A 21422-nucleotide genomic window follows, 5' to 3' on the forward strand; every position below is an offset into this window, starting at 1 on the left:
GTTACTTTTTGCTTGGTTTTCGGGATAACCAGCTAAATACTTGTTTAACCTAAGTTCCTCTCCTTCTATGTTTATTCTGCGTCAACTTATTTTGAGTACTATCTGGGGCTTTTTGGCAATGTTGCTGTTGCCCATTACGCCTGGTTATGCGCAAACTAAACGTGCGCTTATTGTTGCTATTGGGGATTACCCAAATAAAACCAACAAAAACCGGGGGGCCACCGAATGGCAAGATATTAGTTCGGCTAACGATGTGCCGCTTATCCGGGAGTCGCTGCGAAGACAAAACTTTACCGATATCATTGTTCTGCGTGATGCAGCCGCTACTAAAAGAGGAATACAGGCTGCCTTGGATACGTTGATCAGCCGGTGTAAAAAAGGCGATATTGTGGTGATCCATTTTTCGAGCCATGGGCAGCAAATAGATGATGACAACAAGGATGAACTGGATGCCTACGACGAAGCCATTGTGTGCTATGGCGCACCTATCGAAGCGACTGGCAACTTCAAAACCTATAACGGAGATCAACACCTCCGTGATGATGAACTGGGTTCGTTTATTAATCGGCTTCGCACGAAACTAGGCGCTGACGGGGATGTGCTGCTGCTTGCGGATGCCTGCCATTCGGGTACTATAACCCGGGGCAATGCGGGTATGTCGTTAACGAGAGGAACAGATAAGCCCATGCATTTGTCTGGCTACCAAAAACGAACAGCCAAACATGTTTCGAATCGGCCACGTCCGTTTTTAGCGGATATCGCTTCTTTAACCGCCAGCCAGACAGGCATGGCTCCCTATGTGGTCATTTCAGCAGCCAGAGCCGATGAAGCAAATCAGGAGTGTGTCACACCTGCAAACCTTCCGGCTGGATCGCTTTCGTATGCGTTTTCGCGATCAATGACTGGTATTCGTTCGGGGGAGACGTACCGCTTTTTGTTTAACCGCATTGTAACAGAATTGCAGCGGATGGGGAAAAGCCAGCATCCGGAAATTGAAGGCATGGTAGATCGGCAGTTGTTTGGAGGACAGGCGGTACCTCAATTACCTTACTATACGATTAGTGAACTGGCTGAAACCCGGCAACAGTTAATAATACCGGCGGGGCAGCTGGAAATGATTTATCCGGGAACAACAGTCAGTGTCTGTCCGTCTGGAACTACAGATCCAGCTAATACAACAAAGGCTATTTCTGGAACCGTAGCAGCGAGTACACTATTTAAGACCACAATTAACCTATCGAAGCCCCTGCCTAAAGGACTCGAAAGCGAATACTGGGTTTTCATTCGGGAACGAACCTTTGGGGATCTTAGTGTGCTGATAAGTCTCGATAGTCTGAAGCAGCCCGCCTTACGGCAACAGGTACAAGGCGTACTGACGAAATTGCCATTGGTGAAATTTGACCAGAAGGTCCCTGAACTACTGGTCTGTCAGCGCGACTCGGCTGGTATGCCCCGGGTCGTGATTCGGCGTACTTCTGATGGAGCGGTGTTTGGCAACCCTATCTGGCTGGATAAGCCAGCAGACGCAGAGAAGGTCAGTCTCCGAGTTCAGGATTATGTGCAGGCGAAGTTTCTACAAAACTTTAACCCATCTTATCTGGGCATCAACCTCCGAATGGAGTTACTGCCGAACAAACCCCAAAGCCAGAATGCTTACGACACCACCAGCCGGGAGCCCTTTCTTCAAAACGGTATCCTAGCTTTACCTCCAGGTTGGGTTTCGGTGCGTATTTCCAATACGGGCGATTTACCGGTTTACTTTTCGATTATTGACATACAGCCCGATGGTATTGTGTCTGTTATGTTTCCAAGGCCTAAATCGGACGATAAACCCGACGACTATCGGATTGAGCCAGGGAAAAGCCTGATTATTCCCAGTCGGGTAAAAATTTCTCCGCCTTATGGAAATGAAACGTTTAAACTGCTGGCCTCCCTCGAAAAATTTGACTTGCGTAACCTCATAAAAATTCGTGAACAGGGTGGCGGTTTAAGGGATAAAGGGATAACGCATGTATGGGCAAAGGCTTTTGGAATGGCTCAGCTATTAGCTCGGGGAGGAACAAGCGAAGACAGTTTTCCCGAAACGACCATCGGCTCGTTTAGCTATCCATTCCTGATAATTCCAGCAAAGCCATAAACGTTGTCTTTTCTTGATAAAGCGACGCTTTTCAGGCTAAGCCAAGCATGAAAGCATTCCGTAATATCACACTAGAATGGATTCTGCTAATTTACTTCTTTCCATCAGTTTGTTAAAAGCAGAGAGCTGACGGAGAGAAGTAATTTAGCAGAAATGAAAATAGGGTAATTGGCTCTGGTAGATTACTCTTTCGGGCTTTCTTTGAGGAGCCAGATGTCGGAAATGCGGGAGTTCTGTCGCCAGTTCAAGTGTGATTCTTCGGGCTGGTCGAACGTGACGCTGATACGACCATCCTGCGTAGCCCACAAAGGCACAATCCATTCTTTTACCGTGTCTGCTTCCCGATTATAGACGGTAGGCTCCAGACGCTGGCCATCGACCCGTAGCAGGGCTTCGCCAAATCCAACAACCCGAATGATGTAGCGCGACCCTGGGTCAAGATTCATATAGTCGAGGGCGGGGCAGCGTTGAAATGTTTGCGAGGAAAGTCTGGCCCGGCTAGACCCATTTTGCCACCAGGCAATATCCGTAGCATCGTCAGAAATCGTTTTAATGCGAGGGCCTTTGCTGATACTGGATACATCATCGTAAAAACTGCCTTTGCCGGGTGATTCCCAATGGGCGATGAACGTCAGACGAGCCAGTTGTTCATCCGGTGTTTTCATGGCCTTTACTTTGGGGAATTCATCCGCCAGCCACCAGCGGTTATTCAGGGGGTAATCGACAAAATCGAGCAAACAGCCTCGTTCGTACCCTTTGGCTTTATACTTCGGAACGCTGGTTTGAAGGCCGATCGACGTAAACAGATCAGCGCATAAGGTTTCAATTTTCTGACGTAATTCTGATGAAATCGGCTTAGTATCAGCCTGGTTCACCAGCGCAAGTGCCTGATTCATGGCCGTCTCGGCCCCGATTTTATCCGCCAGCGCCAGTTGGGTATTGGCTTTCTGTTCGAGCGCTTGTTCATAAAGCAGCCGTCGACGGGTGTAGGTATCGTAATAGGCGCGGAGAAGAAAAAGCTGCCAGCGCCAGTTCGTAGCCAACTCAGGATTAGCCGATTCCAGTTGCTTCCAGAACGTAAACGTGGCTTCGACTCCACCATTTTCGGCTAACGACCCTTGCCAGTTATGTTCAAGAGCGCCAATACCATCCGCAACAGGAGCGGCCAGTTCGGGTTTAAAGAAGAAACGTCCGTATTCCTCCAGAATCTCGTGAACAGAGCGATCGGGCTCCCAACCGCGCATACTCCAGATGACTTTGTTCACATCGTCGTGGCAACCGTCGGAATAAGAAACGAACCCGTTGGTAAAGGGCGCCATCGCTGCCTGTATGCTGGCATAGAAATACGGTCGGGGGTTAGTGGCTTCGCGACCTAGCGTCAGGGCATAAGCCTGGTCCCAACGGGCGACGGGGAATTCACAGCGAATAGTATGCGTGATGTCGGGGTATTGCCGAATCTGGTACTGTTGAGGAAGTCGATAGCGGGTTTCCGATAGCGAAGGGCTGCTGGGGCCATACACAACTCCTGCGAGCCAATCGGGTTTGTACTGAGCCAGATAGCTATAAAAATAATCGACCTGTTCAACGCTGAAACCTTGCAGCGACAGCCAGACTTTGGCCTTCGGATGGTATTTGATGAGCCGCGTATGTAGGTCTTTCAGGAACGGCATTACCTCTTTGGGATGGTTGTCGCCGGGATCGCCACCGGGTACGAAAATGTGATCGAGCCGGGGGCAGGCCCGGTAGAAGGTTTCGTGCAGGTCTAGCTCGGCACTGCGTTTGGCTGCGTCGGTCAGTGGAAAGGTGGCTGGTGTCCAGACCCAGTAATCCAGATCGTATTTCTGGCAGATTTCACTCATCCGTATTCGCATCTCTGCGGCAGGAACTTTAAAATGGGGGCTAGGATTTTCGTCTTCGTGAAACGGGATACCTTCAATCGCATTCGTGCCGAAAATAGCCAGTTCCCGAATGTACTGGTCAAACTGAGCAACGGTCCAGGCATCGTAGGAATTGGCGGTTGTTCGATACCCCAGTTGATGCCCCCGAATTGGATAAGCTGGTGCCGTAGCGATGTTGACGGGGAGGGTCAAGTCAAGCTGTTTGGAACGCATTTGCAGGTTGCGTAACAGCCATCCCGTTCCAAACAGAATCCCCCGACTATCGGCTCCGATAACCCACAGTGTAGTCCCGGTTGGGCCGGTTTCACTGACAATACGAAATCCTTCCGGCTGTGCCTCTGGCCGATTGGGTTCGGTATTGGTCGGAACAGGATGGCCAAACAGGTCTTTATCGCCAGTAAGGACCAGAGCGATACGTACCGTGTTAGAAGGCCAGCCAGAGCGCGATGGGAGCGTAATCCCAGTCCGTTTGGCGATTTCTTCCCGAAGCATCTGCGGGGCCGTCTCACGCATTGGCAACGATATAGATGGCGATACCAGTACCACCGCTCGCTGCAACGAAGTGGATTGAGCGTAGAGTGGGCCGAAGCCTGTGAGGACCAGCAGGAGAACGGAGCGTAGCCAACTATAAATAACAGTCGGGTTCATAAGTGAGTAAGGGTAGGAATAGGAAATAACTTATTGATTAAGGGCACGCTGAACTTTTCGAATAGCCTCAGCAAACGATTCCATATCGGTTCGGTCGCCCAGCATGGCCTGCTGAAAAATCCAGACGGCCTCATCGGCACAGGCTCGTTCGGCAACCGGGCAGTACGTCTGCGAATAGTCGACTGAATCAGGGATGGCATAACACATCCAGTTCTTATTCTGAAAAACAGGCTGTTTATATAACGGATGTGGGTAGCCCGACGAGCAGGGTAGGCCTTCAGCCACCAGCATCTTTACGAATTCCTGTTTGGAGGTCTGGTTAAATCTGGATTTGTCGTACCGGAAAATATAAAGATGATAGGCATGAAGGATGTCGATCGGACCTCGGCTCAGTGGCGTAATACCCGCTATATCGGTTAGTAGACTGTCGAGATATAGTCCGTTTTCGTTGCGGAGATGCGTTTGTTTCTCCAGCCGCTTTAACTGCTCGCTCAGCAAAACTGCCTGTAGCTGGGTAATTCGGTAATTACAGCCCGGATTGAAATGATCATACCATTGCCCCGACGGAAGCCTCCCCACGTTCCGCAGGGAGTTCATGGTTTCATACAGGGCATCATCGTTGGTGATTACCATGCCCCCTTCGCCCGATGTCAGGTTTTTGGACGATTGAAAACTAAAACTGCCTGCGTCGCCAATGGAACCTAGTTTCCGGCCCTTGTATTCAGCTCCGTGGCCGTGGGCGGCATCTTCAATGACTCGCAGCTTATGTTGACGGGCAATGTCCAGAATGGCATCCATATCGCAGGGAAGGCCCGCAAAATGAACGGGTATGATGGCTTTGGTTCGTTCTGTGATGGCGGCCTCAATAGCGGCTGGGTCGAGGTTATAGGTATCGGGATGGATATCCACAAAAACGGGTACACAATTAGCCTCCAATACCACGGAGGCTGTCGCAATGAACGTGTAGGGCGGAACAATCACCTCATCGCCCGGACGGACTCCGCAGGCCATCAGCGCCAGTCGAAGTGATACCGACCCGTTTACACAGCTGATAGCGTATTTTGTACCACAATAGGCGGCAAATTGCTGCTCAAACTCGGCTACAGCCCCGGCGCAATCAGGATTTCCCCATTGGCCAGATCGTACTATATCGGCCACAGCCTGAACGTCCTGCTCATCATATATGGGCCAGGGAAAGGTTGTGGTGATACTCTTTTCACCGTTATGGATGGCTAGTTTGGGGGCTATTTCTGATTGACTCATGGCGTATCGGGCAGACGACTTCGGTCATAATACGCCATAAAGCCTCTTTCTGACTATTCGGGGGGAGAATATTTGATTGAGTGATTGAGTGAATTGCTGGCGCAGACTGGTTTTTCACTCAATCGCCAATCACTCAATTACTACTGTGTTGATTAAAAAAGCGTAGGGTTTGGCCGATGTGTTCCTGCCAATAATCCCAGGAGTGGCCGCCTGTAAATTCGTCGTAGGTATGCGGTATCTGGTGAGCAAGGAGTTGCTGGTGTAACGCCCGGTTGGCATCAATCAGATTATCGTCAGTACCGCAGTCGAACCGGAAAGGAGGGAGGCTTGTTTTATGCGTCAGCATCCAGTCCAGAACGCCATCCTGCTCGATAGCTGCCTCTTGTAAGGCCGAAAAATCCTGGACAAACTGACTCAGTTGCGTGAAATGCGTAATGGACGACAGACCGCTGAAGGCACTGAACAGATGCGGGTATTTAGCTCCCAGCCGGAGTGCCCCGAAACCACCCATCGATAAACCCGTAATGAACAATTGAGAGGCTGTGCTTACCGTAGCAAACTGTTCTCGGATAACACCAATTACATCGTCGATAACCCAGGCTTCGTAATCTTCCTGCCGATGCGGTACATAGCCTGACCCATCGCCAAAAAGGCCGTCCGATGGCATCACCAGCAACATAGGTTTGATAACTCCCTGATCGATCAGCACCTGAGCGGTTCGATGAACAGCGCCTTTGGCTGTCCAGGCCCAATGACTACCATATACGCCATGCAGCAGAATAACAACGGGAATATTCAGGCTGTGTTCAGAGCCTTTCGGCTGAAAAACGGTCAGGTCGGCTCGGCGTTTCAGGGCATTGCTTTTGACGGTAATCAATTGCAATCCGGTCTGTTCGGCCAACTCGGTGGTAAAAAAACGGCTCATTAGTTGAATACAATAACGCCTTTGGCATTTTTGCCCGCGTGCATATCGGCAAAAGCCTGATGCAAATCCGTCAATGGATAGGTTCGGGTCACCATCTGATCGAGTAATAAATCACCTTTGGCGTATAGATGCTGTAAAATGGGGAAGTCGATTCGGGGACGGCATTTTCCGTATAAAGGATTGATATAGAGCTTGTCCCACTCAAACAGATTCATGTCGATCTTGATTTCCTGCTCGATACCGCTGACTTGAACGGCTACCCCCGCATTACGAACCATAGCCAGGGGAGCAGCCCCTAAGGCCGGAATGGCCGTGCATTCAAAGGCATAATCGGCCCCGCGCCCATTGGTCATGGATTTGACCTGCAACGCTGCCTGAGCTAGCCCTTCGTCGGCTTTATCGGCCAAGACCGTATCGGTAGCGCCATAGACACGGGCCATTTCGAGCCGTAATGGGTTCACATCGATGGCAATGATCGGGTTGGCTCCGGCAATACGGGCTCCCTGAATCACATTGAGGCCAACTCCTCCAGTACCTAGCACCACAACCGAACGGCCGGGTTTGACCTGGGCTGCATTGACTACCGAGCCATAGCCTGTCATAACACCACAGCCTACAATGGCCGCTGATGCAAAGGGCATCTCGACCTGAATCTTTACACAAGCGGCTTCGCGAACCAGCGCGTATTCGGCCATAGTGCCCAGGCCAAAGGCACGTTCAATGGGCATACCTTTATACTGCGTCGACGCAAGCGTAGCGTGGCCACCACTCACTTTATTGCCTGCTGTTACGGCTGAATTTCGCTCACAGATATGCTGATTGCCTTCCTGACACTGGAAACATTCATAACACGGTATGGCCCAGTTCAGCATGACCGGATCGCCGGGTTGTAAGCTGCGTACCTGACTACCCGTTTTGACCACTACGCCAGCTCCTTCATGGCCCATAACCAGTGGTTTGGCCCAGGATTGAGAATCCCAGTCGGTGTGGCAGATGCCAGCCGCTTTGATTTGTATGAGCACTTCGTCGCCCTGTGGGTCGGCAATTGAAATGGGTTCGATGGAGTAGCTACCGTTTCCATCAGCGATGGCGGCTTTGCATTCAGTCATAGGTGAAGGGGGGACTAGCTGGTAAAGGAGGTAAAAATCGGCCTTTCCCGGTTTATAAAGAAAGAATAACCGGGTTGATACTGCTTTCAATTCTCGTTCCAGGTAGAAAGTTCATGTTGTCAGGTGGCCGTATTGATTCGGAAAATGTCTGGCCAGAACGCTCGCTATTTATTGAGCCTTTATGAGTAACTTGTTGCCACGCCTGTGCCTAAGCTTACGGCAAAAAATATCCACAAACCTTTCCGTTGATCTGACTATTCCGACCGTTGTGACGAACCGTTTACTGCTGTTTTTTCTGGGATTTACGCTGAACCTTCAGGCGCAATCGACTGATTCGTTGCTAAAGCAACTCCGAACTGCCCGGCCCGATACGTTGCGGGTACGGGTATTGTATGAACTGGGATACACCTACTGGCTTAGCGGGAATGATTCGCTGGCGGTTTTGTACTGTAGCCAATCGGCAAAGCTGGCCAAACAACTTGCTTTTTTACCCGGCGAAGGGAAAGCCCGACTGCAATTGGTGCGTATTGAAGCTGACCGAATGGTCGATTTTGACGGCGGATTTACACAGATTGATACCGTTCTGCAGATAGCCGCTAAGTTGAGAGACCGGCATATGGAAGCGGTAGCCTACATCCGCAAAGCGCAGTTGCTGGAAACCAACCTGACTCGCCAGCGGGAAATTATGCCCCTTTTCGATAAAGCGCAGAGAATCTTTACCGAACTGGGAGAGAAGTCGTGGCAGGGTACGGTATATGGCGAAAAAGCGCAGTTCTTCGCCCGGACCGGGAATTTCAGCAAGGCCATTGCGTTTTTTCTAAAAGCTCGTCAGCTTCAGGAAGAAGCCAATGACCTGGCGGCTCTTCGATCAACATTGCCGAACCTTGGTGTAGCCTATGCTGCGCTAGGGTTGTATCAGGAAGCGTTGACAACATTCGACGAGGCCGAACGGGTTGCTAAACAGCGAAACGATAAGGTGCTGGAGGCTTTCTTATTGAATCAACGGGCCGAAATACTCGAAAAACAGGGCCATTACGATGCCGCTTTAGGGGTTTTGGCAAAAGCTGTAGCCATCCATAAAGCGACGAAGGCCGCCTACTGGCTACCCAAAACCTACCTTCGAATGGGTAGGGTATATATCAAACAGAAGCAATTCGATAAAGCCTTAACCTATACCCAGCTGGGCGATAAGTTGTTTCAGGATGTGACCGAATCAGACGATTTCCTGGATCATCTGGTTCAAATCAATTATGCGAAGATTTACCTGGCTCAGCACCAGTACCAGCGGGCTGTTACGTATGCCACCGAAGGGTTGACATGGGCTGATGAGTCTGATCCGCCGTTACTGGCCGAAACGTCAGAATACCATTCGATTCTGGCCCAGGCTTACGAAGGAATCGGTCAGTTGGATAAGGCATTGCTGCATTATAAAAAATACAAAGCGGATTCAGACTCACTGCTCAACCGAGAATCGGTTCAGAAAGCCACCGCTTCGGCCATGAATTATACATTTGATAAGCAGCGGCAACAGGCCCAACTAAATCTACAAACACTAACCAACGATAAATTGACCCAGGCTCGTAATTTTCTGATCGCGATTTCAGTACTGACTACCCTTTTGGCTGGCTTGATCTTTTGGTCGAACCGGAAGTTGAAATCCAAAAACGAGGAGTTAGTCATAAAGAATCAGGAAATCGAAGACGCCTTGTTCAAAGGGCAATACATTGAACGAAAGCGGGTAGCCTCCGAATTGCATGACAACCTCAATACCAAACTGGCAGCGTTACGCTGGCGGATGGAGGCCTGGGACGTGGCGGAGTATAGTGAGGAGGATCGGGTTATGCACGAGGGCATGGTGCAGATGCTCGAAGATGTGTACTCGGATGTTCGGTTGATCTCGCATAACCTGCTGCCTACCGAATTGCAGACGCATGGCCTGGCTTCTGCCTTACAGAAATTGACGGATAAACTCAATTTCAATCCCAGCATGCAATTTCTGTTGAACATCAGCGGGACAGAAAAGCGGGCAACGGCAAAAATTGAATCGGAGTTATACTACATCGCTCTCGAACTGGTCAACAACAGCATTAAGCATTCGCAGGCCAATCAGGTTCGTATTGACCTGGAGCAACAGCCCAAAAAGATCCGTTTAACCGTACGTGATAATGGCGTGGGCTTTTCGCCTACATCACAAGCCAATGGCATTGGGATGCGGAACATCACCGCTCGTGTCGAAACCTTAAAAGGCAGGTATAAACTGGAAAGTTCGCCCGGTAATGGAGCCTGCATTGGGATCGAAGTACCTGCCTGAATGAATTACATATTGCCGGAAAGTTTACTCAGCTTCGGTTTGGGAAGAGGCAAAGGAAATGGTAAAAAAGTGTTTACGGCATCGCTGACAGGAGTACAGTTTGGCGAAAGGAATTCGTCGGAGCCACCCTTCCCGATGCAAACGAACTAATTTTATAGACCGACATCTCGGGCATCGTGACCGGAAACTAAAGGTAGGAAAAGTGCGATTCGCCATAACTTGTGTTGAGTAGTAAGGATACAAAACACAAGTTATGGCTAGTTTTACTATTGCTGATGTGTCACTCCGTTCCCATAAAGTTGGGCTCTGCCTGGATTATTCATTATGTTGAAAGGCATAGAGTAGCGAATATTCCTTAACGTTTGTTTAGAAATAACCGCCTTTCTCGGTGATTTCGTGGATTGACTGACCTTCGTGAACCCAGTTGAAAATCATCTTCTCGTTGGCAATGATTTCCTCGGCCCGCATCAATACGGAATAAGCGATGTCACGCGGAACCACCAGTACGCCGTCAATATCGCCCAGTATAACATCACCCGGCTTGATGGTCACATCGCCAATCTGAATCGTGACCTGATAGTGCGTAATCAGGCAGCGGCCCAGACTCCCATTCGAAATCCGGTATTTGTAGAACACCGGAAAATCGGCCTCCAGAATCTGGTGCGTATCCCGAATGCCTCCGTCGATACAGGCCGCTTTTACTTTTTTGCCTTTGGCGGTGGCCGTCATAACCCCTCCCCAAAGTGTTGCTTTAGTATCGCTGGTCGTATCCCAAACCACAAAGGCATCCTCGTGCATCCCTTCGAGCATTTGGGTGCGGAATTCCATCTCCCCCCGAATCATGGCATTGGGAGCACTTTTTACGGTATAGGCAAACCCTGCCACCGTTCGATACTCGCGTAGGGGCAGAATATGGCCAGGCAATGCCTGATTCAACAGACAGAACTCTCGCATGACGTCGTTGACGGCCCCCGTGTAAAGTTGTTCAAAACGCTCTAGCAATTCTTTTTCCGGGATGGGGAACGTGGTGTCGGAAACGCTTTCACGCTTTTCGATCAACTTCTCCAGATTCATCAATCCGACTTCTTTCTTATACTGATCGACACTCATGATTTTTCGTTTAGCTAGTTTATAATCAATTGAATAATGTGACTCCTTTGGTGTTTGTCGCTCTGGTTTTCAAGTGCCCTTTTTCGGCTTCGGTAACAACTAGGCCGAGTTTGCCAGTTGGATCGAAGGCACAGTTGGTTGGGTTTTGGCCGACTGTATTTAGTTTACGAATAACCTTCCCTTCGGGAGCAATGACGTGGATGTAGCCTGTACCATACACCGCAACGTACAGATTGCCATCGTCGCCAAATGCCATACCGTCGGGACCGCCCGGCCCTTGTGGCCCTTCAACGGTTGCCCAGACAGTCGCATTCGTCCATTCGCCGGTGTTAGGGTTCCACTCGCCTTTCCAGAGTCGATGTTTGTAGGTTTCGGCTAGTACTAGTGTTTTGCCGTCGGCGCCGAATGCTAGTCCGTTAGGGAAGTATTTGTCGGCTGTAAATTTCTTTACGGTGCCATCCTGCATCCGAACGACTGCGTAACCCGTAGGTTCCTGACGCGAATCGCCGGGACAGGTAAACAGCAGATTGCCCATGGCATCGAAGGCCAGGTCGTTAGGCTTGTTGAGGGGTTCACCGTCCAGTTTGTCCAGGATCGTTTCTGTTGTCTCGGCCATGGGATCAAACCGACGGATGGCTCGCTGTGCGGAATCACAAAACCAGACGTGCCCTTGTTTGTCGATGGCAATGCCATTGGGGCCTCCGCCTACATGGTAGCGTTTTAATTTCCCATTTTTGTACTGAACCAGACATTCGCCTTTCAGCTCAACCGCCCATAGGCTACCATCAGCGGCAAAAGCAGGTCCTTCGGGGAAGTTGAGCCCGGTGGCTATGCTGGCAACTGACGATGAGCCGGGGAGTGGATGATGCGCGTGAATCCCGGCAATTTCATCGGCTGACAACGCCCGGTCGAACACGGCTAACCCACCGAGTTGCCCGACGAAATCGTTGCCGATGGCCCCTAACCGATGAACAGCCCCAACCGTAAAGTCGGCCCCATCTTCCCCGCCATCGAAAATGCCTTCGTCGTAGGGGTATGGGTTGCGGTCGGTACGGGCGTCGAACTGGCCATTGCGGTACGATTTAATAAAATGACCGTCGTAGGTCATGGCGACGAATGTCCACTCATCGTACCGAACCGGCGTTTGTCCAATTGATACATCGACACACCATTTTTCGCCGGGCGTAGGGCCGCCTACGCCCGAAATGTGTCCGCAGACCTGACTTTTGCTATCGTGTAACCGGATATTCAGAAACAGACAGTACTGCCTTTTTTTCTGGGTTTCGTTCCACATTCCGGCAATGGCTTCGCACTCGGCATTGTCCCGGCTTTTGACCTGCCGTTTCACCCAGGCCAGCACAGTTACCTGCGCCTGTTTGCCGCGAATATTCAGGCCGGGACAATCAGCGCGGGGAATGGTCAGGTATTCGTGTTCCCGAATGTCGAGCGAACGATCCGATAAAACACCTTCGTTAAGCATCGAAATCGGCCCGGTAGGCTCCTGCAATAGATACGGGTATTTGCCTTTGGAACGCAGGGGTTGCTTTCCAGCAAAATCCCAAAGGCACAGTAAATTCGGGATAGCCAGTAAATCCGATTTTGTGGATGAAGCGTGTGTTAGGTTGTTCATCATCAGGCTACTGAGTAAGGTTGACTGCGCGATAAAATGGCGTCGGTTCATAGGACTGCTTCTTTGTCTCGGTCAAAAAACAGGAAGGCCCCAGCCCAGAGGAACAGGCTTCCCAGCACATACACACCCGACAGACTGGCCAGGCCAATTGTCAGGCCCAGTGTCGGTTTCAGAACGCCCAGCAGATAAGGTGCAATAGAGCCAATCAGAAAAGCACAGGCCAGCATCAGGCCATAAGCCGACGATCGGATTTTGGGCGGCACCACTTCGTAAAGCGAGGCAACAATATTGGAGTCGTACCAGCCTCGGAAAATACCAAACAAAAACAGCGCTATATAAGTAAGTATCGGCGTGTCGCTCATGCTGATACCGTAGATGAATGGAGCACCAAGCAATAAGCCCAGTGCCTGCACGACGAGTCGGCTTCGGGGATTGACTTTGGCATAGTGATCTGCGATTCTGGCACCCGACAATACACCCAAAAAGGCACCGAGGTGATGATAGAAGAGCGACGAAAACCCGGCATCGGTTAGGCTCATGCCGAACTTATCGACCAGAAACGACGGCATCCAGGTCAGGTAGCCAACGTTGACAAACACCATGCAACCAAAGCCCAGCGTAAGCATAATCACCGTTGGCTTACGAATCACGATACGAGCCGTTTCACCCATTTCAGCGAGTATCGGCTGGCGGGTTTCAACGGTAGCTTTCACCGAGTCTCTGGGGATACGACTGAAAAAGACGAATGCCAGCACAACGCCCAAACTACCAAATACATAAAATGCCTTCTGCCAACCGTACTGTTCGCCAATGTATCCGGCAATAAGGCCACTCAGGATAATGCCAAAGTAAACAGCCGTCTGGTGAATGGAAAGGGCAAACGAACGGCTTTCTTTATACGTCTCACCCAGCAGCGCGTTGGCTGAGGGGGCGTAAAAAGCCTCTCCGCCCCCCGTTGCCACTCCCCGCAATACAATGAATTGCAGGACACTAGAGCAAAAACCGGTCATCAACGTAGCGCACGACCAGAACAGCAGACAGAAACCCAGAATATTCCGGCGGGAAAACCGATCACCGATGAATCCTGCAATGGGCACCAGCAGGCCATAGGTCCAGACCAGTGCAGAGGCAATCAGGCCCAGTTCGGCATCGGTCAGGCCGAGGTCTTTCCGAATGAGAGGCAATACGACGCTGAAAATCTGTCGGTCGGCCTGATTCAGAAAGAACGCCAGCCAGAGCAGGGCCAGTAACTCCCATCGGAATCCAGTCGGTTTTTGGGTAATCGAAGGTGGTGATTCAACCATCGTTAAGGGATTTTGGCGGTTGTGGATGTGGCATTCCAGGCACTAACGGTCAGCTTGGCGTTTGGCCGGGTGGAGGGCTCGCGCCAGATCACGTCCAGGTCGATTACCTGCGTTTCGCCGGGCGCTATCCAGGTGAAATTGTCCGAAGCGACAATGGCGCGTTTGGTGCCTGTGATGTCGATTTTGGCCATGAAGGCAGGTACTTTACCTGTGTTGGTTACCTTGACCCGAAGTTGACTTTGATCGGTACCCGTCGGTTTCTGACTGACTACTAATGAGGTCAGTGATGTAGTCGTTTTTGCTACCGTTGGTTTCAGACACGGCCCTTTTTCCAGCGTTGGCCAGGGGATGGGATCACTGATGTATTTTTGGTAAAAGCCCTGGTCTTCTAGCATCGACAGGCTGCGTGGGTAATAAAATGAGCGTGACAACAGTTTACCCGAACCATCGTGCAATTCGGCAACCAAAAGCACATAACGGTCGCGGTAATCCGTTGGAATCGCATACTCGCCCAGATTAGCCGAACTCACCGATGTGCCAGCCGCAACGGCTATTTTTTGTTCCTGCTTCCAAAGCGGTTTGAAGGTATCATCAAATACCTGTACGGAAACCGTCGCAGCGGGAATGGCCCCAGTTAATGAGTGGGTTATCTTGATAGGCAGCTTGATTCGTTCGCCGGGTTTCCAGAGCAGGCGGGATAGGTCGATGGCTATGTGTGTTGGCTCATACGTTCGTTTGAGGAAATAATAGGGTGCTCCGGCGTTGCCAAACCAGTCCATCATCTGAATGGCGATAACCGGCCAGTGTCGTTTGAAAACCCAGGGCATCAGCCCCGACGTAACGGGATAATTGCCCTGCATTTTTTCGGAAAACACTTGGTAGAACTCCCCGGCTCCCACCTGCGACGCTTCGGTAACGGCTTCAATCGTTGGGTCAGTCATATCCGTTATGTGCGACGCGCGACTCAACATACGGGGTACGCGGCTGGGGCCATACTCGGTGAAGTGGTGAATGAATTGCGGGTGGTCTTTATAAAACGCCTTGTCCCACATGCGTCCCAGTCCGGTAAATTCCTTATTGTCAACCGTTTCGTAGAATAGATTGGCTTCGGGCATCGAGTGCATCCCCGTTTCCGAAATCCAGGGTTCGTAGCGATAGCCAACGCCATACCAGGTTGGGTCCATATCGGGGTAGGTATGCAGGCTGCCGTCGTCGGGAGTGGTGCGGACGTAGAGCCGCGCGGCCGTCGACACGGACTTATCGAAAATATCCAGATTGCGTTCCAGAATGCCCATTGTAGCCGCATTGCCGTAGGAGTAAGGATTGAATTCATTACCCCCACACCAGACCGCCAGCGACGGATGGTTACGTAACCGGACAATATTCTGTACCACTTGGGCTTCCCAGATGTCTTGTGGATAGAGTGGTGTGTCCTGATTGCCGATCGGGAAATCTTGCCAGACCATGAGGCCCAGTTCGTTACAGATGGTATAGAAATGCTCGGATTCCAGAAGGCCACCCCCCCAGATACGAATCAGTTGGACCCCCATTTTCTTGGCGGCTTCAAGCGTCCAGCGATAGCGTTCTTTGGAGGTTTCGAGCAATACGTCCTGGGGGGTAAAGTTCATGCCTTTCACAAAAAACGCCCGACCATTGACCACAAACTGCCAGTTTTCCCAACGGTCGGCGTAGCGCGGACCAGCCGACGCAATCCGCTCGATGGTTCGTATCCCAAACGGGAATTGAATCTGATCGACTACCTGACGGTCTTTTTTGAGTACGACCCGAACCGTGTACAGATTGGCGTCGCCCAGACCGTTCGGGTACCAGAGCTTCGGATTCGTTACGGTTAAATCATCTTCAAACCAGGTGCGCCCCTTGAATGCTTTAAACGGTTTTTCCTGCGTGAAGGCGATCTTGCCAGCCTGATCGACCAGTTCGACCAAAACGGACAGGGTAGCAGTGGATAGTGTCGTACCGGGTACGCGACCGTCGTAATGGTGCATCTGCGCATTTTTCCAGGGGTGCAACTGATAGCCCAATGAATGGGTATCAGCCAGGATTTCACTTGCGAAGTGAAGCGTCGCTTTCCCGTTCTGGATCGAGGTCGTGGTCAGATACGGACGTTCGAGGTGGTAGGGCTGTACAATTTCGAGCCGGACATCCTGCCACATTCCCACGCTGAAGAACATTTCGCAACCCGAACTGCCCGAAATTACCCACGGTTTGATGATCCGGCCACTGGCGCGGGGATTGTAGCCCTGCCGCTTTTCAATCATGTATTCGCCGTTGCTGTTGCGGGGAAGGCTTTCGTAATCAGTGGCTTTGTTGCCCCAGTTTCCGGCCCGCACTTCTACCAGGAGTTCGTTTTTATCGCCAGATTTCAGCAGCTTGCTAATCTCGACCGAGGGACCGCCGAACATGCCTTCGTGAACACCTACCAATGTGCCGTTCAGCCAGACTTTTGAAAAGTAATCGACTCCATCGAAGCACAAGAATACGTAGTTGCCAGGTTTTGCGCTGGCGGGCGTGGGGAAGGTTTTTCGGTAATACCACGCCTTCTCGTCCATGAACTTATACTGGTCGGAGTTTTTATGGTAATACGGGTGCGGTAATTTGCCCGCCTTGTAATAGGACCAGTGCACCGAATTCGGAATGCTGGTCTGAAACGGATCGGTACGCGGAGCCTTTAGGTCGGTTATGGGGGCATTGGTATGCGACAATTCCCAGCCATCGCCCGACAGCGATACATGTTGCGCACCGGTTCGGGGCGTAATACGATACGGTTGCCAGAGTTTATTTTTCTCTTCGGCGAACGGATTATCGGGCGTTGATACCGCTGTTGTTCCTTGCGCTGAAACCCCGGTGGCGCTCAGCAACGTTACTAGGAGTAATAAGGAAATGTGTCTACTTTTCATCGTTAAAAGGCTAGGCTTATGGAAGCACTTCAGTTTATACAGCGCGTCACGGATGATACATTAGTGTTACCTATGCCCCCATCATACCGGGAGCAGGAGGTGGAAGTCATCGTTTTGAAAAAAGAACCGTCACTCAAACCTGAACTAACGGTCGAGGAAAAACTGGCGATTCTAAAGAAATACGAAAGGTCTTTCCCGAAATGAGAGCCGGGACCAGATTTTGAGGACGAAATGTATACGCAGGAATAAGAATTTTTCTTGACTCTTCCAGTCTGATCGAATACTCGAAAGGGAATAAAAGAGAACTGATGAGTGAGCTGTTGAGCCGAAGTTACCAACTGGTTTACAATGTTATTGCTACTACAGAGTTTATCTATCACGCCCTCGGACATTATGGACAAAAGGCGCCCCGAACTGTGAAAGAGGCTAATCGCATTCCTACAGTACTTGATAATCACTCCCCGCTTGCGTTGTTCAATTTGTTTGACCAGGTAACAGACAAATACCCCAAAACGGAGGAGGTGATCCGATTGATGACGACCTACAATATGTTGCCCAACGATGTACTTATTCTGGCTCATTGCCTGACTGCGAATATTTCTTTTGTGGGTTCCTATAGTTCTGGTTTTCAAGTACTTTTCCGCAAGGGGGTTGTCCTTATTGACAGCCTTGACGCCTTGGATACTCATTGCCCTGTCTCGTAAGGCTTCGGCTTCCCGTAACCGCGCATCAATAGCAAACCACCGTCGATGGTGATGGTCGAACCAGTCATATAGGTGCCCGATCCAATCAAATCGACCAATACGGCAGCGATTTCGTCGGGTTGCCCCAGTCGCCCGGCAGGTATACCCTCATTTACGTCCTGAAGTAAGGCTGGATTTTCCCAAACGGCCCGATTGATGTCGGTTTGAATAGCCCCAACCGCTACGGTATTGACCCGAATGTTATGCGGGCCTAATTCCATAGCCACACCTTTCATGAGTATTTCCAGTGCTCCTTTGGTCGCTCCGTATAGGCTCAGTCCCAACCCGGGCCGAATACCGTTTACCGATGTGATGGTCCAGATATTTCCCGCTATGGCATGTTTCACCATGTTTCGGGCAACGGTCTGTGTCAGAAACGTGGTGCTTCGAAAGTTGACAGCGTTGAATTGCTCGAAATCGGCTTCGGTTACGTCCAGAAAGTGCTTTTTGTACGATACGCCAGCATTATTCACCAGAATATCCAGCGTTCCCGCCACGGCCCAGGCTTGTTCGCCCAGTTGGATAGCCTGTGCGGTGTCCTGCAAATCAGCCTGAAGTACATACGCCTTAGGTCCGATCTGCCGAATAGTCTCCGCCACCGATTCGGCATCTGCCCGATTTTCGTGGTAATGCACCACTACGTCGCAACCTAGTTTGGCTAGGCGAATCGCAATGGCCTGTCCAATGCCCTGCGATGCGCCGGTGACTAATGCTTTTTTCATTTTGTATTTTTTTCTGACAGGATTTACATGATGAATAGGATTATTTATTCAAAACAAATCATGTCAATTCTGTAAATCCTGTCAGGGAATTTCTAAATCCTGTCGAAAGAAAAATCACATGCCCCCCACTGTCGGATACCAGTCGGGTCGGTAAGGGTCCTGATGGAAACGGGCGTAGTAATCGCCTTTTTCTTCGTAATAGTTCTCGTAATGCTTCATCTTGTCTTCGTCCAGCGACACACCTAAACCGGGGCCGGTCGGGACTTTGATGCAGCCCTTTTCGTACTTCATTAATCCACCTTCAATGATATCGTCGGTGAGGTAGTGGTAATGGGCGTCACCGGCGAAGTTCATCTGTGGAATGGTTGAGGCCGTATGGATCATGGCTGCCAGTTCGATGCCGAATTCTGCCCCTGAGTGCATGGCTACGCCCAGATTGAACGTATTACAAACAGCCGTCAGCTCTTTCACCCCGCGAGGCCCTTCCCAGTAATGAATGTCGGTCAGGATAATATCGACCGAACCCATGCGAATGGCGGGAGCCAGGTCATCGAATTTGGCGGGATACATGTTGGTGGCAATCGGAATCCGTATCTGTTTGCGGACGGCTGCATTTCCTTCCAAGCCCCAGGATGGATCTTCAAAATACTCGATGTTCAGGTCTTCCAGCCGACGCCCGATCTGTACGGCGGTCTGCACCGACCATAGCCCGTTGGGGTCAATGCGTAGCCCGAAATCATCGCCCAATTTCTGGCGGCAGAGTTCCAGCACCCGCGCTTCTTCTTTTGGCGATTTTACCCCCGCTTTCAGCTTCATCGAATTTACGCCCAGGGTTTCATGCAGCTCGACGCAGAAATCGGCCATATCTTCGGGCGTTTCGTCGTTTCCGCCACCGGGTCGGTCATACCGCCAGAACAGGTAGGCAATAAACGGTACTTCATCGCGAATGCGCCCGCCCAACAGGTCGCTTAAGGGCCGATTCAATACCTTGCCCTGAATATCGAGGCAGGCCATTTCGATGGCAGCATACAAGCGGGCATTAGACAGGTAGTAAATACTCCGGAGTACTTTCAGCTTGATCTTTTCGAGATGGAACGGATCTTCGCCGATGATACGCGGTTTTAATTTTTGCAGAGTCCCTCGCTGATCGCCACCGCCCACCTCGCCCAATCCAACGATTCCTTCGTCGGTGAAGATTTCGAGAATGGTTCGCAGGAAATAACCGGGATGCACGCCCGTGTTATGGCGCAGTTGCGCATTGAGGGGAATAGCGACGCAACGAGTGCGGATGTCAATAATTTTCATAAGCGAAAGAGCTTTCGGGCTTTCTGTTTATAAGTCAAGTTGTACTGTAGTTGACTGGCCCTTTGCCAGTGTAAAGGTCTTTTCGATGGTTTTCTTGCCTACGGTCACTTTTACGGTATAGTCGCCGTAGAAACCCCGAAATGTGATCGGTTTTCCATCGGTTAGGGATGTCGTGAACGCGGTTTTCCATTCCCTATTAATCAGATTAGTAAGCGCAGTAAACGCTGGTTTGGGCGAAAAATCGCGATTGAGCAGCCCGCCGTTCCATTTGTCTTCACCTGCTACCGCCGTACCGTCGACGGTATTCCAGTAAATAATGGCTTCTACTGCCGGATGGCTAAACCAGATCCGATAGAAGTTTCGGGTCATTTTAGCCTGCTGTTGCAAACCCGTTTCGTTGTTGGGCAGCGTCGGGAAGGTAATTTCCGATATATGCAGGGGAACGCCGAACGAACCGAGCAAATCCATAGCCCGAAACAGTTCAGTAGGGGTGAGAGCCATGCCTTTCATGGTATTATCGAACATGGGCTGTTCGAATAAGTGAAACTGCATGCCAATACCGTCGATACGGGCTCCTTTTAGTTTCAGGTTCTCAATCAGCAGGTAATAGGGCGTAAACTCCCGTCGGTATCCCTGCCATGAACTGGGTGTATTTTCATTGATAAACAATCGCGTACTTTTTGGAAAATAGGCTTGTGCTGCCTGAAAGGCTTTACTGGCATAGTCGGGAGGCATGGGCACTTTATAGCGCGAAATCAGTAGCTCGTTGGTTACGTCCCAGGTTTTGATGGTTTCACCGTAGCGCTGCGCCAGTTCCTGAATATGCCGATCGATGATCGGCTGCATTTTCGATGTATCGGTTGGCATCCAGTCAGGAATGGCAAACATAGCTTCATCCCAAACGAGGGTATGGCCTCGGGGTGTAATGCCGTGTTTACGGCAAAAATCGAGCGCGACATCTGTGGGTGGTCGGCGGTAAATGGGTTTACTATCGGCGGTGTAGCGCGGCTTTCCCTGCTCAGGTTCCAGCGTTTTCCAGTAAAACGGAATGGTTGCCAGATTGAACATCGACGTAAAAAACGACTCGTACTTTTCGTTTTCCTGCGCTGTCGGAAACCCGTTGAGCATAAAGATATTTGCGCCAAACAGAAACGCATGGTTGGTCTGTCGGATGTCGACGGTTGCTTTGCGGATCGGCTTACCCTGTTTATCAACCAGGGTAAGCGTACAATCGCCTTTCCGGTGGGTTTCAATACCCTGTTGAATACGGGCTTCAATAGCCGGGTCGCTCCATAACGAATCGTAGCGAGCCGATTGGGCCATACTTTGAACCGTAACAAACAGTAAAGCTATTAGCAGATAACGCATAGGCTTATGGAAATGGATAATGGACAATGGA

16 protein-coding genes are annotated in these 21422 nt (G+C 50.7%); 5 read left to right on the forward strand and 11 right to left on the reverse strand.

The window, feature by feature from the left end; translation table 11 throughout:
• The first annotated feature begins 67 nt into the window (after positions 1-67).
• Positions 68-2137, forward strand: coding sequence for a caspase family protein (locus B5M13_RS09840; RefSeq protein WP_080055515.1), 2070 nt, complete (start codon positions 68-70; stop codon positions 2135-2137).
• Positions 2138-2319: 182 nt separating this feature from the next.
• Here B5M13_RS09840 and B5M13_RS09845 read toward each other — a convergent pair whose 3' ends face one another.
• From B5M13_RS09845 to B5M13_RS09860, 4 genes are all read right to left on the reverse strand, one after another.
• Positions 2320-4683: a hypothetical protein gene (locus B5M13_RS09845; protein WP_080055516.1), complete on the reverse strand. Its 2364-nt coding sequence runs from the start codon at positions 4681-4683 to the stop codon at positions 2320-2322.
• 30 nt (positions 4684-4713) lie between these two features.
• Positions 4714-5946 carry a DegT/DnrJ/EryC1/StrS family aminotransferase gene (locus tag B5M13_RS09850; protein WP_080055517.1) on the reverse strand — a complete coding sequence of 411 codons (1233 nt, stop codon included), beginning with the start codon at positions 5944-5946 and terminating at the stop codon, positions 4714-4716.
• 133 nt (positions 5947-6079) lie between these two features.
• Positions 6080-6871 (reverse strand): alpha/beta hydrolase, encoded by a 792-nt coding sequence (locus B5M13_RS09855; RefSeq protein ID WP_080055518.1) that lies wholly within the window; start codon positions 6869-6871, stop codon positions 6080-6082.
• Complete coding sequence (locus B5M13_RS09860) at positions 6871-7980, reverse strand: alcohol dehydrogenase catalytic domain-containing protein (RefSeq protein WP_080059866.1); 1110 nt, start codon at positions 7978-7980, stop codon at positions 6871-6873. Before B5M13_RS09860 ends, B5M13_RS09855 begins: the two co-directional genes overlap by 1 nt.
• A 268-nt stretch (positions 7981-8248) precedes the next feature.
• Between B5M13_RS09860 and B5M13_RS09865 the strand changes: the two genes are divergently transcribed.
• Positions 8249-10291 (forward strand): tetratricopeptide repeat-containing sensor histidine kinase, encoded by a 2043-nt coding sequence (locus tag B5M13_RS09865; RefSeq protein WP_170061113.1) that lies wholly within the window; start codon positions 8249-8251, stop codon positions 10289-10291.
• Positions 10292-10441: a hypothetical protein gene (locus B5M13_RS33390; RefSeq protein WP_155297224.1), complete on the forward strand. Its 150-nt coding sequence runs from the start codon at positions 10292-10294 to the stop codon at positions 10439-10441.
• A 216-nt stretch (positions 10442-10657) separates the two neighbouring features.
• On the opposite strand, the gene B5M13_RS09870 is transcribed toward B5M13_RS33390, so the two are convergent.
• From B5M13_RS09870 to B5M13_RS09890, 4 genes are read right to left on the reverse strand one after another with little or no spacing between them, the layout of a single operon-like run.
• Entirely contained in the window at positions 10658-11401 is a 744-nt protein-coding gene (locus B5M13_RS09870; RefSeq protein ID WP_080055520.1) for an RraA family protein, read from the reverse strand.
• Between the two features lie 25 nt (positions 11402-11426).
• Positions 11427-13082 carry an SMP-30/gluconolactonase/LRE family protein gene (locus B5M13_RS33870; RefSeq protein ID WP_218919487.1) on the reverse strand — a complete coding sequence of 552 codons (1656 nt, stop codon included), beginning with the start codon at positions 13080-13082 and terminating at the stop codon, positions 11427-11429.
• On the reverse strand, positions 13079-14335 hold the full coding sequence (locus B5M13_RS09885; RefSeq protein ID WP_080055521.1) for a spinster family MFS transporter: 1257 nt from the start codon (positions 14333-14335) through the stop codon (positions 13079-13081). The genes B5M13_RS33870 and B5M13_RS09885 overlap by 4 nt, the downstream gene beginning before the upstream one ends.
• A gap of 2 nt (positions 14336-14337) precedes the next feature.
• Entirely contained in the window at positions 14338-17253 is a 2916-nt protein-coding gene (locus B5M13_RS09890; protein WP_080055522.1) for a glycoside hydrolase family 2 protein, read from the reverse strand.
• An 18-nt stretch (positions 17254-17271) separates the two neighbouring features.
• Between B5M13_RS09890 and B5M13_RS09895 the strand changes: the two genes are divergently transcribed.
• Together B5M13_RS09895 and B5M13_RS09900 are read left to right on the forward strand one after the other, a co-directional pair.
• Complete coding sequence (locus B5M13_RS09895) at positions 17272-17457, forward strand: hypothetical protein (RefSeq protein WP_080055523.1); 186 nt, start codon at positions 17272-17274, stop codon at positions 17455-17457.
• Between the two features lie 104 nt (positions 17458-17561).
• Positions 17562-17957, forward strand: coding sequence for a PIN domain-containing protein (locus B5M13_RS09900; RefSeq protein WP_245859911.1), 396 nt, complete (start codon positions 17562-17564; stop codon positions 17955-17957).
• Here B5M13_RS09900 and B5M13_RS09905 read toward each other — a convergent pair.
• The 3 genes from B5M13_RS09905 to B5M13_RS09915 form a co-directional block, all read right to left on the reverse strand.
• Positions 17939-18718 (reverse strand): SDR family NAD(P)-dependent oxidoreductase, encoded by a 780-nt coding sequence (locus B5M13_RS09905; protein ID WP_080055525.1) that lies wholly within the window; start codon positions 18716-18718, stop codon positions 17939-17941. The genes B5M13_RS09900 and B5M13_RS09905 overlap by 19 nt on opposite strands.
• A 114-nt stretch (positions 18719-18832) precedes the next feature.
• Entirely contained in the window at positions 18833-20023 is a 1191-nt protein-coding gene (locus B5M13_RS09910; protein ID WP_080055526.1) for an enolase C-terminal domain-like protein, read from the reverse strand.
• A 27-nt stretch (positions 20024-20050) separates the two neighbouring features.
• Positions 20051-21391 carry an endo-1,4-beta-xylanase gene (locus tag B5M13_RS09915; RefSeq protein WP_080059868.1) on the reverse strand — a complete coding sequence of 447 codons (1341 nt, stop codon included), beginning with the start codon at positions 21389-21391 and terminating at the stop codon, positions 20051-20053.
• Positions 21392-21422: the final 31 nt, after the last annotated feature.

The sequence above is a fragment of the Spirosoma aerolatum genome (genome assembly GCF_002056795.1).
GTDB lineage: Bacteria > Bacteroidota > Bacteroidia > Cytophagales > Spirosomataceae > Spirosoma > Spirosoma aerolatum.